General features: G+C 42.6%; 6 protein-coding genes and 1 tRNA gene. 3 read left to right on the top strand and 4 right to left on the bottom strand.

The genetic code is table 11. The annotated features are described in order from the left end of the window. Window positions 1-91: 91 nt before the first annotated feature. Complete coding sequence (locus tag C3V44_RS08630; RefSeq protein WP_106096186.1) at window positions 92-2416, bottom strand: TonB-dependent receptor; 2325 nt, start codon at window positions 2414-2416, stop codon at window positions 92-94. 302 nt (window positions 2417-2718) lie between these two features. Here C3V44_RS08630 and C3V44_RS08635 point away from each other — a divergent pair, with 302 nt between their 5' ends. Continuing rightward, complete coding sequence (locus C3V44_RS08635) at window positions 2719-3684, top strand: AraC family transcriptional regulator (protein WP_106096187.1); 966 nt, start codon at window positions 2719-2721, stop codon at window positions 3682-3684. Window positions 3685-3977: 293 nt separating this feature from the next. Then, window positions 3978-5486 (top strand): GH3 auxin-responsive promoter family protein, encoded by a 1509-nt coding sequence (locus C3V44_RS08645; protein ID WP_106096188.1) that lies wholly within the window; start codon window positions 3978-3980, stop codon window positions 5484-5486. A 62-nt stretch (window positions 5487-5548) separates the two neighbouring features. Here the strand turns inward: C3V44_RS08645 and C3V44_RS08650 are convergent, their stop codons facing one another. After that, window positions 5549-9790 carry a cobaltochelatase subunit CobN gene (locus C3V44_RS08650; RefSeq protein WP_106096189.1) on the bottom strand — a complete coding sequence of 1414 codons (4242 nt, stop codon included), beginning with the start codon at window positions 9788-9790 and terminating at the stop codon, window positions 5549-5551. A gap of 1213 nt (window positions 9791-11003) precedes the next feature. After that, window positions 11004-11077 (bottom strand) — tRNA-Ile (locus C3V44_RS08660). Window positions 11078-11253: 176 nt separating this feature from the next. On the opposite strand from C3V44_RS08660, the gene C3V44_RS08665 reads away from it, so the two are divergent. Further along, the gene (locus C3V44_RS08665; RefSeq protein ID WP_106096190.1) at window positions 11254-13428 is read left to right on the top strand and encodes a DPP IV N-terminal domain-containing protein; all 2175 of its coding nucleotides are present in this window, start codon (window positions 11254-11256) and stop codon (window positions 13426-13428) included. Between the two features lie 65 nt (window positions 13429-13493). Here the strand turns inward: C3V44_RS08665 and murF are convergent, their stop codons facing one another. Beyond that, window positions 13494-14828: a UDP-N-acetylmuramoyl-tripeptide--D-alanyl-D-alanine ligase gene (gene murF / locus C3V44_RS08670; RefSeq protein ID WP_106096191.1), complete on the bottom strand. Its 1335-nt coding sequence runs from the start codon at window positions 14826-14828 to the stop codon at window positions 13494-13496. Window positions 14829-14924: the final 96 nt, after the last annotated feature.

The raw sequence follows: 14924 nt of genomic DNA on the forward strand, positions 1-14924 counted from the left end.
CACTGTAGAGCCACTGTAGAGCCACTGTAGAGCCACTGTAGAGCCACTGAAAGTATAGTTAAAGTATATTTTTAGTTCGGACGAGAGGGAGTTAGAATATTACTCTTAGCTTCACCCCTCCATTGATTCCCATTAATGGGCGGTTAAATTCTGATAAGGTCTTTTCATTCGTTATATTCCGCACTTTCCCTGAGAGAAATACTTTATTATTCAAGAAACTGTGCTCAAAACCTATATCAATGGTCGTACTGCGCGGAATGCGGCGTTTCTGCAATTGCGTCATTTCAAAATCGTAATAGTATTCTTCTACGAAAGCGATATCGGCAAAAAGGCGTGTGTTTTGCCCCGTACCGCCAAAGAGGTTCTCGCGATGGAATTCTAAGCCTGCATTTGCCATTAAGTATGGTATATTAGGCATACGTTTGTTTTTAGTAGGGTTAGGCACGGTGCTTTCTGGCTCGTAAGCACGTGTATCGCGCAGGTCTTGATAAGTAGTGTTGCCGTATAGATAAAGCGAAGGCAATACATCGGCTTTGGCTTCAAACTCTACCCCAAGAGTACGCATCTCTCCAAAGTTTTGGTATTGTGCCCCTATGAGTCCGGCAGTATAACGTATCATATCTTGCAAATACATATAGAAGAAGTTCATTTCTATCTGAGCATTGGTAGGGTGCTTGCCTGTAAGGTCGAACAGCAAACCGAGGTTAGCGCTGAGGTTACGCTCTGGCAATAAATCAGGACTGGGGATTACAGCTATACCATCGCCTAAGAGCTCCGTTTCCGAAGGAATGCGCACCTCATAACCAGCAGAGAGTTTTCCCATTAGCGAAGGCAGGAAGCGGTAACGCATCGCATTATTCACCCCAAAATCGCTTTTGCTTACGTCTACATCGTACTTACCGGGTACGAAGAGTGGCGCCATTTGGGTGTGCATAGTATACATATAATGGCGTACTGTGAGCGAGTTTAAAAACACGTCGTTAAGCGTACGGAAGTCGTATGTAAGTCCGCTTATCCAACTGCGCATTTGCGAATCGAAATTCACTTGCTTACCCAGACTCAGGGTCTTTAAGTCGTCTTTGGGCGTACCGTTTGCCATAGAAAACACACTGTTGATATTCAGCGAATGGCGTTCAGTAAGAATGTACTCCAAATTGGTTTTATTAATAAAAGTGAGCTTTTTATCGTCAGAGTCTGATGGGTAGTTATAACCTGCCTCACCGCCATAACGCGAAGGGGTAGGGTAGGAGCTACCGTCCCACTCATAGCGACGGGTGGCTTTGTCGATAAAGTTCATTTTGGTAAGTACCAATCCGTTGAACATATCGAGGTTTAAGCCTTCTGTAAGGAAATTATCTTTCTCGAGTTTGTTAGAAAGCCCCGTCATTAGCGACTGACTATGGGCTTCTCGTATATCGTATTCGATACCTTGAATTTCCTTATAGGTTTTGACGAACACGGGTTCTAACTCTACTTCGTCGAACCACCATTTCTTTGCTTTGAAGCTCCCGCCAATGATGAGCTTGCGGTACTTATCGTGGTTGCGGGTGATGCGCAATCCTTCTTGAAAAGGAGAATCGAAAGTGTAGTTATTATCCGATGAAGTATAGCCCCCACCGATACCGAATACTAATCCGCGCTGTTTGAGGTTGCGTTTGAATACCCCTTGTGCCTTATGGGTGTTGTAACTTTCATATCCATAACTGAGGTCGGCATATTTATCCGGGTATTCGCGAATAACGATATTGATAGCTCCTCCAAGCGATGAGCCCCCGAAGCGTGCTGGTACGACTCCTTTGTAAATCTCAATACGGTCAATCATATCTATCGGGATATCATTGATATCGATATAATCTGTCTGCTCACCTAAGGGCAATTCGTCTATAAAAAAGCCTATGCGTTTTCCTTCTAACCCTCTTACTGAGATACGTGAACTACTGCCTACCCCTCCTGAAGAACGCAAAGTGATACCTACGGTTTTTAGAAGAATGTCCTGCACACTGCTTACCGTACCTCGCAGGTTACTCATATCAATTACCGTTACGGGCATACTCTGCTCTTTCTTTTGGTGAGCGATACTTTTGCCCGAAACAGTTACTCCGCTTATTTCTTCGGCTTGTTCTTTCAGCGATACATCTGAACGCATCTGTCCTTTCACACTGATTTTCTTTCCAAAAGTTTGATAACCGAGGAAACTAAACCACACGGTATAATTCCCTTCGGGCAAGTGAGCCAATCGGTATTGACCGCGTGCATCGGTGCTCACACCTTTGTTTAGTTCTTTGATGTAAACATCGGCACCTATTAAAGGTTGGTGAGTTACTTTATCGGTAACCGTACCAATGAGTTCGGCAGTGTTTTGAGCTGATATAGAAAGACTGAAGAGTAGTAGTAAAAGAAAAGTTTTGTTTAACATAGATATCGGTTTTTGCGTTTCAAACTTTGGCAAAGTTGAATTACCTAATAATCAGTATTTAATCGCTTCCTAACTGCTAACGACTAAAAAACTAAAGACTAAAATATTTGGTGGTTTGAAATATGTTATTTACTTTTGTTCTAAACAACAGATTTCAGAGCGCAAAAATACAGCAAAAGGAAGCACGATTGTTTAATTTCCTTAGCAAAGTTTTACATCTGAATAGCAAATAAAGTGATTAGTTGTTCGTAGCCAGCTAGTGGTGCTGACGGCAAACGGCTTATGAACTTGATAAACGACTGATGAATATGATAAACGAAATAACATTACCTTTGGCAACTAACGAAGAAGAGGTACAAAATTATTACGAAAGAGTGAATGAACAAATGGGGATATTCCAATTGGAACAACAAACCTTAGGCAATCATACTTACTACCGATGGCAAGCACAAATGAAAGAAGAAGTGACTTTTGTGGGACGTATGGATATCCCCTCAGTGCGTCTTTATTTTGTAACCCGAACCCACAAAAGTATGACGGTGCAGGTAGACGGGCGAGATTGTATCAGTAAGGCGGGGACTCACAATATCTTTTTTGGTAAAGAAGAATGCTTGGGCAAAGACTTGTTGCATAAAGATGATATTATAGAAGTGATTACGGTTGCTATCAGTGCTGAGCAATTTGCGCAAATAGCTACTCAATACCCCGAAACTTTTATGGCGTGGTACCAGCGCTATGAGCGGGGTGGTAACTTTATTCTTTCGCCTGAACAATCACTTCCTACTGACTTTGCTATGCAAACTGCCCTTGACCAACTGCAACACGCTTCTCTTTTGGGCAAGGCAGCACGACCTTATGCCGACCTAAAAGTGCAGGAACTTTTTTTGTTACAATTACATCAATACGAACAGCAGCAGCTACAAGTATACCAATACTGCAAAACCCAAACCGACGTGCGGAAGATGTACGAAGTGCGCGACCGCCTTACGGCTCAGTTGGACGTTACGCCTTCGATAACTGAACTGGCACGTGCCGTAGGTGTGAACGAAAAGAAGTTGTGTTATGGTTTTAAAGAGGTTTTTGGCACTACTGTTTTTGGTTATCTATACGACTATAAAATGGAGTTGGCACAACAACTGCTCCTTCACACCGATAAGAGTATAAGTGAAATCGCTCTCACCTGTGGATATGATTATATATCGCATTTTTCGACTGCCTTTAAGAAGAAGTTTGGTAGAAATGCAAAGGAGGTAAGAGATAAGAGGTAAATGTCATATGTCATATCCTGAAATAGGTTTATACTAAAAACCATAAAAAGATATGACAATAGGGAGGAAAGAAACAGTTCGGTACAGTGATTGCTTTAAGTTGAGTATCGTAGAAGAGATAGCGCTTAGGGGAGGGTTGCTTGCTGATTATTGAAAAGAATAAGATGTTTAACTTGCAGAAAGACAACAAACCGGCGGAGAAAAGTTACTTTTGTAACTTAATTGTAATAGTAGTTTCTTGTTAGTTCAGAAATAATTATTACTTTTGTCACTTGTAATTTGTTATACAGGATATGCCATTAGCTTTATTCAATTCTATTACTTCGTGGTTTTTAAAACGCCGTATTGACCAAATACAAGAGTTCGTAGAGCACCCACATAAGGTGCAAGAACGTGTGCTTTTGGAGCTTCTCGATGCTGCCAAAGACACTGAACTCGGCAAACTATATAACTTTGCTGAGGTGAAAAACTATGAGCAATTCAGTAGAAATACACCATTAGTTTCTTATGAAGCCTTTGAGCCTTACGTAGAAAGGGCAAGACGAGGGGAGCGGAATGTGTTTTGGCATACGCCGATAAAATGGTTTGCCAAGAGCAGTGGGACTACTAACGCTAAGAGCAAGTTTATTCCGGTAAGTGAGGAGGCACTGCAACTGTGCCATTACAAATCGGGGAAGGATATGCTGTGCTTATACCTAAATAACAACGAGGATTCGAATCTGTTTAAGGGCAAGAGTTTGCGACTGGGAGGGAGCAAGCAACTGTATGAACAAAACGGTACTTATTTTGGGGATTTATCGGCGATTTTGATTGAAAACCTGCCTTTTTGGGCAGAATGGAGTTGTACCCCCAGCAACAAAGTATCGCTGATGAGTGAATGGGAGAGTAAGTTACAAGCGATTGTCAAAGAGGCGAAAACAGAGAATGTGACTAGTATTGCGGGGGTTCCTTCGTGGATGTTAGTGCTTTTAAATCGGATTTTAGAAGAAACCCAAAAGGAACATCTTTTGGAGTTGTGGCCAAACTTAGAAGTATACTTTCACGGAGGGGTGAGCTTTATACCGTATCGCGAGCAGTATAAGCATATTATTCCTTCGGATAGTTTTCGTTATTACGAAATATACAACGCCTCCGAAGGGTTCTTTGCAATTCAAGACCGAAACAATTCGGACGAGATGTTGCTAATGCTCGACTACGGGATTTTCTATGAGTTTATACCGATGGAGACTTTTGGTACTGCAGGACAAAAAGCAATTCCGCTGAGTGAGGTGGAAATAGGGAAGAACTATGCGATGGTGATTACTACCAATGCCGGTTTGTGGCGCTATATGATAGGAGATACGGTAAGGTTTACTTCGGTAGTGCCTTATCGGATTAAGATTACGGGTCGTACCAAGCACTTTATTAATGTATTTGGAGAAGAGCTCATCGTAGAGAATGCGGAGCGCGCCTTAGAAAAGACTTGTGAGCAGACTAATAGTCACTTGATAGACTACACGGTTGCGCCTATATTTATGCAAGACAAGCTGAAAGGAGGGCACGAATGGGTAATAGAGTTTGATGCCCCTCCTGAGAGTTTGGAGCAATTTACCGAGATATTAGACCGCGAACTGCAAAAACTTAACTCGGATTACGAAGCTAAACGCTACAACAATATGACGCTGAATATGCCCAAAGTGCACAAGGCTCGGACGGGGCTTTTTCACGACTGGCTCAAACACAAGGATAAGCTTGGTGGGCAAAACAAAGTACCTCGACTCTCGAACAGTAGGGAGTACGTGGAGGAGTTATTAAATTTATGATGAAATTAAAAATAGAAAGGCTACCCTATTGGGTAGCCTTTCTTATTTGCTGTAACTTTAAATTATCTTCTTCTTTTGCGAATAAAGATGATGAGACCGACGAAAGCGAGGAGCACTATTCCGCCTATCCAAAGGGCGCTGAGTGATACTTTTTCTTGAGGACTTCCGGCAGTGGTTTCTTCTTTTTTGAGGACTTTAGCATCTTGGGTATTGGCTTGTGCCTCACTGCCTTGGTGTGATTGAGCGAGCTGTTGCTGATACGCTTGGGCATTGGCAGGTGAAGCCTTTTTGCTGATATAATCCTGCAACTTCTTATTTTCGGAAGAGAAATGAGAAGAGCTTACACCGAATTGCTTGGTGAGGTCGGTATGGATATCGGCAAGTTTGCTGATTTGGGCATCGGAGGCTTTCCACATACCTTTGCGGGTAGCTTCGAGCATTACAGCAGTTACCTCTTGCAAGGCTGCTACGTTTTCTTTCTTTATAAAATCGGTGATGCCCAGGTGGTGTTTATCTTCTATATAAGTGTTGTATACCTCATTCCACATAGCATCGTCGATGAGTTCGGGGCGAGTAGCTTCCCAACCGTGCATATTAGTAACGATTTCGGCTATTTGCCCGGCACTTGAAGCCTTACCCTTCATCATTTCTTTGATGTATTTAGGATTGAATATTGTACTGCGTGCTTCGACCCCTACGGCTTCTTTGAGTTCTTGCACGTGCATATTCTTATGGTTGCGATAATCGGCGAGGTAGGCATCGGGGTCTTTGCCGTTTACTTCTTTGATAGCAGCATTCATACCCCCCATAAACTCGTAAACGTGGTCGAGGCTAAGCGCTCCCCAAGTGTTGTTTTGGCGAGGCTGAATGAGCACATCGGCGTTCTTGATAGCAGCGCGGAACATACCTTCTTGGAACTTGCTCCAATTGTCTTTACTGCCGTAGAAAGCGCCCATATTATGCATATAAACCTCAGCGATATCCTTTTGAGTTTCCCACTTATCGCCGGAATTAATCAACTCCTTAGTGCCTGTATCATAACGACCTTGCAAGCCACCAAAGATACGTTCGGTAGAAAGTTCGCGGGCTTCTTTGGGCGATACTCCGGCTTCTACCAATTGTTTTTCGATATCTACACTACCTGCACTCACTTCATTGGCATATGCTTCCTCAGGAAGAGCTGATACCATTTGAATGGCTTTGGTAAGCAAGAACAAACGAGAAGCTGCTAAATCGCGGAACTGACCTGAGGTTTGAATCACTACATCGATACGAGGGCGACCCAACTCTTCAGAAGGAATGACGCGCACATCTCCTACACGACCAAAGCTATCCCATACGGGTTCAACACCTAACATATACAAGGCTTGGGCGATAGATACACCTTCGGTTTCTATAAATTCGGAACTCCAAAAGGTATAGGCTATCTTCTTGGGATATTCGTGGTGTTTGGTTTGGTATTCACTAATTACATTTTGGGCTAAAGCTACGCCTCTATCCCACGCGAGTTTAGACGGTGTACTTTCGGCATTCACCCCATAGAGGTTATGACCGGTAGGTACGCCTTTAGGATTGGCTACTGCATCACCTCCTGAGGAAGGAGGGGTGTAACCACCATTTAGAGCATTGAAGAAAGCCTTTTCTTCTAAACGCGGACTGTTTTGCAAGGCGTCTTTATAGAGCGCTACATTGGTAATGGTTCTTTCGATATCTACCAAGGCACGTGCATAATCAATCTTAGCCTTTTGAGCGTTGAGAGCAGCCAGCTCTTCCTTAGTAAGAGGCTTGCGGTCTTCTTTTTTTGCTGGAGATTTGATTTTGGTAGGACGACCTACGGCATCAGGTTTCTTAGCAGTAGCCGAAGCAGTGGCTGTTGTGTGAGTAGCAGTAGTGGTTGCTGAAACCGTAGCTTGTTTTTTCATCTGCTGTTGTAAGAAATAAGGCATACCACTTCCTTCTTCTTTAGCCATTGTAACTTTGGCTTTTTGCAAATCGTCAGCAGAGATATGAGCATAGTTGCAAATCAGTTCAGTAGTAACTGGTTTGCCTGCGAGTATTTGGTTTACTAAGCTCTTAGCAGGGTTTAGATAATGAGTTGTGAAAAAGGCTTTGTGTTTAAGGTCGGCTTCGGTAACTTTACCGTGGTACTTATCTAAGGTAGCCAAACTGTACGCAATAGGGTCGGCACTCATAGCCAAGACGGTAGAATTAATTTTATCAGGAGTATAAGGGACTCCCATTACGTAGTATTCGCCATTAATCTTTTCGGTGGCAATCTCTTCGGCGAAGTTAGCAAGACGGTCGATTTCGGCTTCGGTATACGGTTTGGAGAGGATACTATCCAAACGCAAATCACGATGTAAGCCCATTGTTACGGCTAACTTTTTGATATGTAACCCAATGGTTTGTTTATCGATAGGGTTCTTTGCTTTCTGATAAGAAAGAATGGTGTTCTCTAAATTATTGAAGGTATTGCGCATATCGCTTTCGGTGAAAGCAGGGGTAAGATAAGACACAATACTGCCGTACGAACGGCGTTTTGCCATCATTGCTTCGCCTATATTTCCGATAGTATAATAGTAGAAATGTGGTACGGTACCCACACAGATATCTGCCCAATCGTAATCGGAGAGGGCTACTTGTTTATTAGGGGTGAACTCCAATGAGCCGTGCGTACCGAAGTGAATGAGCGCATCGGCTTTTAAGCCGTTTTGTATCCAAAGATATGCCCCCATATAGGCATAAGGAGGGATTTCTTTTACGCCGTGCAACACTTTAAAATCATCATCAGTACTAATAGCGGCAGGAGGTTGAGGCAGAATGGTGATATTACCGAAAGTGAGTTGGGCTACCGCCAGATAATTTTTACCGTCCTTAGAAGTATTGAGGTAAGTGCCCGGTACAGCGCCGTTCTTTTCGATTACTTGTTTATAGAGTTCTTCGGGTAAAGTTTTTTTGAGCCAAGCATCTAATTCGTGAGCTTCTACCAAAGCAGGTGCACCTATACTGATGAACTTTTCGATATCGCCTTTGGCATTGGCTCTATAAGTATTCGCGTGTGTGAGCAGTAGCTGGTTGAATTCGGCTTGTGTAGCGGGGAGCGTTCCTACGTTATAACCTTCGTTTTTGAGTTGATGTAAAAAGCGGAATAGTGAAGGTTCGACCTCCAACCCTTGAGCGGCAGCAGGTGTAAGCCCCACACCTTTGAAGTAAACAATCGCCAACTTCTTGTCGGCATTAGGTTTACGTTTTAAATCGGTGAAGTTATGAATGATTTTGGCGAACTTACGGGCGCGGTTCTCGATAGTATTGAGGAAGTAATAACCTTGTTTGTTTTGTTCTTGGGCAATCACTACATAAGGATAGAGCGCTCCGTCTAACTCCGGCATTACAATGGTTTGCCCCATAAAGCCGCCCGACATACCCATAGGGTCTTTTTCCCAATCGTCTTTCATTGCTAAGACCGATAATCCCGTGAAGAGGGGTACGTTGTGCTCCTTAGCCCAATTGATAAACAGTTCGGGTTGCCCCATCATCATTTGCCCGTGAGGAAAATAGACAATGGCATCGGGATTGATTTCGGTAAGGAAGTCGATGCGTTTTTCTTGAGCGGTGAAAGGATAGACGTTCATACCCTGTTTCTGCAAGGCGTGTATTACCCCATTGAGGTGTTCTTTATTTCCGCCAAAAGGCTCGTGTAAGCCTGCTACTATGGCGATGCGAGGAGCACCTTCTTTATAGAAATTATTCTTCTGAATATACTCTTGATATTCTTTAAGAGAGCTGAAAGAACGCTCGTCGTCTAAATGAAAATAGACGTTTTCTTTGCGTTCGATAGGAGGTGCGGGTTCGGTAGCAAACCATTTCTTATCGATATATTTGCGGACATAACGAACGAGGTTTTGGTAGTTTGCCTTATTGCCACTCATCAGATAGTCGCCTACGTGTTTGAGTTCGGTTTCGTTGAGGCTACTGATATCGTTATTGGGATTGGTAACGGCGAAACTGTGAAAAGGCACGCGGTTAGCAGCATCGATGAGCTGATTGCGCTGTTCGTCGCTAATTTTGAGTCCCATTGCCCATACGAGGACGAAGTCGTAGTTTTTGAGTTTATCGAGTTGGTCGAGGGGGACTTCTTCGATTTTGATAAACTTATCGGAATTAGAAAGGGCGATATTGGACGCCTGATAGCTGATGAAGTTCACCAACGCGATACGGGTGGGGGCGATGTATTTTCGCCATACGAAATAACCTGCTATTACTATAAGGAGCAGGGCAATGATGGATAGAATCTTTTTTTTCATCTTATTGGTTGTAAGTCGTAGCACGACAACAGGTTGTTTTATAAATTAGACAAAAAGGTTTGATGTGAACAGGTGAGGCTGTGCCTCAGGGATTAAGCAAAATCAAGGTAATGCTTTGTAAAATGCTTGTTTTTAACGTGAGTTCGATGTAAGAAAAGTGTAGCTTAGGCTACAGAAATCTTACCAATCTTTAAAAGAATCAAGCAAATGAACAACTTTGCTGTTTTAAAAGTCTCGCACTAATTACACGGATAGTCTTTCAATTGACAATTGTGATGTGTACCGATGGGCAACTTAATTGATAGATAGGTTAACATTAATGTAATGAAAACTTGGGTGCAAAGGTAAGAAAATTATTTTGAATAATAATAAATAGTGGAAAAAAGGTATTAGGTCATAGGCCTTAGGCACTAGGAATTGCGACGCAAAAGCGATGAGCGGAAAATTAGAGAATGAGGAAATTAGGAAATTAGCAAATGGGGTGCGAGCTACAAGAAAAGCACAAGCGGAGGTATTGTCAGTTTATTCAACTTTGGCAAAGTTTAAAACTTTGCCAAAGTTTGAGATGAAAAAGCGATGTGTTGGGACTGTTAGGAGAATTCGGAAGGAAACGGAGGGATTCGGAAGAGGGGAGGGAGAGATTTTGGTGAAAAAAGGGTGTAAGGAGGGTGGGGTTAGCTTATAGAGAGCTTATAGGAAGCTTATACGAATCTTGGACGATTGGTATAGAAAGGGTATATAAATAATTGATTAATAGTGTGATACAACAAGGCTAAAAACGGTAAAAACAGGGTTTCGAGGCGAAAGAAAAAGGAAGAGGCACTAGGCCTTAGGGCATAGGCACTAGGAGGGAGTGTGACGGAAAATCAAAAGAAACCTCCCCCTTATCACATACTCCGCTCTCGCGAGACACATACCCAGCTGTCGCTGGCTACCTCCAAAGGGGGAATGTGGTGACGGAAAGGAGAAGGGATAATTAGAGAATTAGCAAATTGGGAAATGAGAAAATGGGGTGGTGCGAGCCACACGGGCAGTTAAATTAGGAAATTTGAAAATTAGTAAATAGGGTAGTGTGGGGTCTTAGGGCATAGGTAATAGGGGGAGAGTATGATGGAAAAGGGAGGTGTGGGTTGATGGGAAATATAGTTAAACCGAAGTTGGGGTATAATAGAAAAGCACTTACAAATGTTTGTAAGTGCTTTTGTTTTGAGGGTGGTCCCAGTTGGGCTCGAACCAACGACCCTCTGATTATGAGTCAGATGCTCTAACCAGCTGAGCTATGAGACCTGTCTGTTTTTAATTAAGACGGTGCAAAAGTAGTATTTAAAAATGAATTGACCAAATTTATAGGGATTTTTTTCGAGAAAAAGGGTAAAAATAAGTGGTGAAGGCTTTGGCTATTTGAAGAGAATGTTTTATTTTTGCGCTGTAAAAACAATTCATTACATTGGTAAAACTGAATTATGAAAAGAGTTATTACTTCGCTATTCGTAGCTTTTATTACGCTTTCGGCGTTAGCTCAAGACCGTAAACTGACGGTTGCCGAAGCGGTTTTTCACGCGGTACAAGACCCTTCTTCTGAAATGGGATACCGCTTGCTCTCTCCTGAAACTTTGGATAATTTGCAGTGGATTGAGGGCACTGACCTATATCTGTACAGCAAAGGTGATACGTATGAGATTTTCAACCCCAAAGGTGAAAAAGTGGGCACTATTGGCAGTGAGCTCACAATGGGGTTTGAGTGGTTGCAAAGCTACTTGCGAAGCAGCGGTTCGTTACCTCCTATCACCTATATCGGTAAAGAGGAAATGGTTTTAAAAGTGGATAATACTTATTACCGTTACAATTACGAGCGCAAGAATGTGCTCAGTAGTATCACGCTACCCAAAGGGGCTGAAAACGCTGAATACAATCCTCTTACAAAATCGGTGGCATATACCTTAGATAATAATTTGTATTTGGCTACTGAAAAGAAAGAAAAACAAGCGGTTACTGCTTTTACTGATGCGAATATTGTAGCGGGTAAATCGATTCACCGCAACGAATTTGGCATTAATAAAGGCATATTCTTTTCGCCTAAGGGCAATTATTTAGCTTTCTATCAGAAAGACGAAAGCAAGGTGGCTGATTACCCTTTGGTGGATATTACCACTACTCCTGCTACCTTAAAAGCGATTAAATATCCGATGGCAGGTCAGCCGAGCGAGCAGGCAGCAGTAGGGATTTACGATTTCCAAAGCGGGAAGGTTTCTTATTTAGACATCAACACTACCGATGAGCACTTTCTCACGAATTTGGCTTGGAGCCCTGATGAGCGATATATCCTTTTGGCTGAAATAAACAGAGCGCAGAACCACTTTGCCTTAAACCGTTACGACGCACGTACGGGTAAAAAGGTAAATACAATTTTTGAAGAACGCAATGCTAAATGGGTAGAGCCCGAAAAGCCTGCTGTGTTCTTACCGAACAACGCAAATGAGTTTTTATGGCTAAGCGAGCGCGATGGTTTTACAAATGTATACCATTACAATGTGAACGGCAAGCTCATTAAGCAAGTCAGCAATTTCCGTTGGGTAGTGCAAGATATTTTAGGCTTCGATGCACAAGGGAAATACGTATTTATCACCGGTACAGGTGCTGACCCACGTGAGCAACATTGCTTTAAGATAGAGCTTAAAAACCCTAAAAAGGTGACTGCTCTTACTCCCGAAGCAGGAACTCATAACGTACAGTTGAGCAGTGACGGGAAATATCTTTTGGATAGCTATAGCAGTATCAGCGTTCCACAAAATATAGACCTTGTAAGTACGGATAAAGGCAGTAGACAGCGTTTGCTTACGGCTAAGAATCCGCTGGAAGGTATTGCGGTAGGCACCACTGAGTTTGTAACGCTGAAAGCCGAAGACGGTACGCCTCTTTACGGTAAATTGCACAAACCTAAGACTTTTGACCCTAACAAAAAGTACCCTGTGCTGATTTATGTATATGGAGGACCACACGCCCAACAGGTGAAAAACGAATGGTTAGCAGATACTTACTTGTGGTTACACGCTTTTGTAGAAAACGAACAGTATATTGTGTTTACCTTAGACAACCGCGGTAGTGAAAACAGAGGTTTTGCTTTTGAGAGCGTAATCCACCGTCGTTTGGGAGAAATAGAGGTAAAAGACCAGCTTAAAGGGGTGGATTATTTGAAGAGTCTGCCTTATGTAGATGGCAATAGGATAGCAGTACACGGATGGAGTTTTGGAGGATTTATGGCTTCGAGCTTGCTCACTCGTCACCCTGAAACATTCAGAACTGCTGTGGCAGGAGGGGCTGTAACCGATTGGAAGTATTACGAAGTGATGTATGGCGAGCGCTATATGGACACCCCACAAGAAAACCCAGAGGGTTATGAGAATAGCCGAGTGGGCAAATACCTCACGAATTTGAAGCGCCCACTACTATTTATTCACGGCAGTGTAGACGATGTAGTAGTGCCTCAGCACCTGATGAGTATTACACGTGAGTCTATCAAGAAAAACGACTTTATAGAGTTATTTATCTACCCGATGCACGCACACGGTGTACGGGGTACTGACCATATCAATCTTACAGAAAGAATTATTGATTATGTGAAGAAACACAATCAGTAGTTATCAGAGGATAAGCGGAGGGCTGTCGGCAATGCCGACAGCCCTCCGCTGTTTTTTAATGCTCTTTAAGAGTTGGCTATAAGTCTTTCTAAAGCCATTCCTCTTGAACCCTTGATGAGTATTAGGCTGTCTTGAAAAGAAAGATTCTTAAAGACTTCTTGAAATTCCTCAAAGGTTTCATACTGCGGATAAGGCGCTTTAGTTTTTTTAAAATTCTTTCCGATGAGGTAGACCTCTGCCCATTGGTGCTCTTTGAGTTTATCGACAATGCTTTGATGCTCCTGAGTAGCGTAATCGCCAAGCTCAAACATATCGCCGAGAATAAGCACTTTATTAGGGAAGCTATTCATAGAAAGAAGATTGTCGATAGCAGCAGTCATACTGCTGGGATTGGCGTTATAGGCGTCGAGCAAAACAGTATTACTACCCCATTGCAATAGCTGACTGCGATTGTTTTGAGGAATATAGCTCTCTATGCCCTTCTGAATAGCCTTTGTAGAGAGTTTGAAGTAACGCCCAAAAGCTACCGAAGCAGCAATATTAGTGAAGTTATAGCTTCCTACCAGATGAGAAGTTGCGACAGTGGGAGTATCAGTAAAGCCCTCTATATTGGCAGGGAATCCTTCTGTGGTGGTTTGTAGGGACGAGTCAGCAAACTGTATTTTCACGGGTTGAGTGCTGAGACATTGCACAGAGACGTTTACCCCTTCGCCTACTCCAAAACTGTACACATTGTTATAGTTTTCCAAAAGTGCTTCGGTGATAGGATTATCGGCATTGGCAATAATGGTTTTATGGTGTGCTTTGAGGTAATCATAGAGCTCTCCTTTGGTTTTTATGACGCCTTCAAAAGAACCAAAGCCTTCTAAATGCGCTTTACCAATACTGGTAATATAGCCGTAGTCGGGTTCAGCAATAGAACATAGGAAGGCAATTTCACCTGGGTGATTGGCACCCATCTCCACAATAGCAATATCCGTTTCTGGTTTAATTGTGAGCAAAGTGAGAGGTACTCCTATATTGTTGTTTAGGTTGCCTTGTGTAGCTACTATGTTCAGTTGTTGTAATAATACCGACTTGATAAGCTCCTTTGTGGTGGTTTTCCCATTGCTACCGGTAATACCAATAACGAGTGTTTTTAGCTTCCTGCGGTGATAAGTAGCGAGCTGTTGGAGTGTAGTGAGGACATCGTCTACCAAAAGTGTTTTATCGGCGATGTGATAAGCAGGGTCATCAATTACTGCATAGCAGGCTCCTTTGGCAAGAGCTTCTTGAGCAAAGGTGTTGCCGTTAAACGAAGCTCCTTTTAAGGCAAAGTAAATACTATTAGGTGTTATATTGCGGGTATCAGTACTTACGCCCGCTGAAGTTTTATATCTTTGATAAAGCTCTTCTATCATAAACTATTAGTTCTTTTATAATGCAAAACTACAGCGTTTTTTTGAGTTAAACAAATTGTTTCTCTTACTTTCTGTAAAAAAAGAAAAGAGCCCTCT

Source organism: Capnocytophaga sp. oral taxon 864 (assembly GCF_002998835.1).
Taxonomy (GTDB): domain Bacteria; phylum Bacteroidota; class Bacteroidia; order Flavobacteriales; family Flavobacteriaceae; genus Capnocytophaga; species Capnocytophaga ochracea.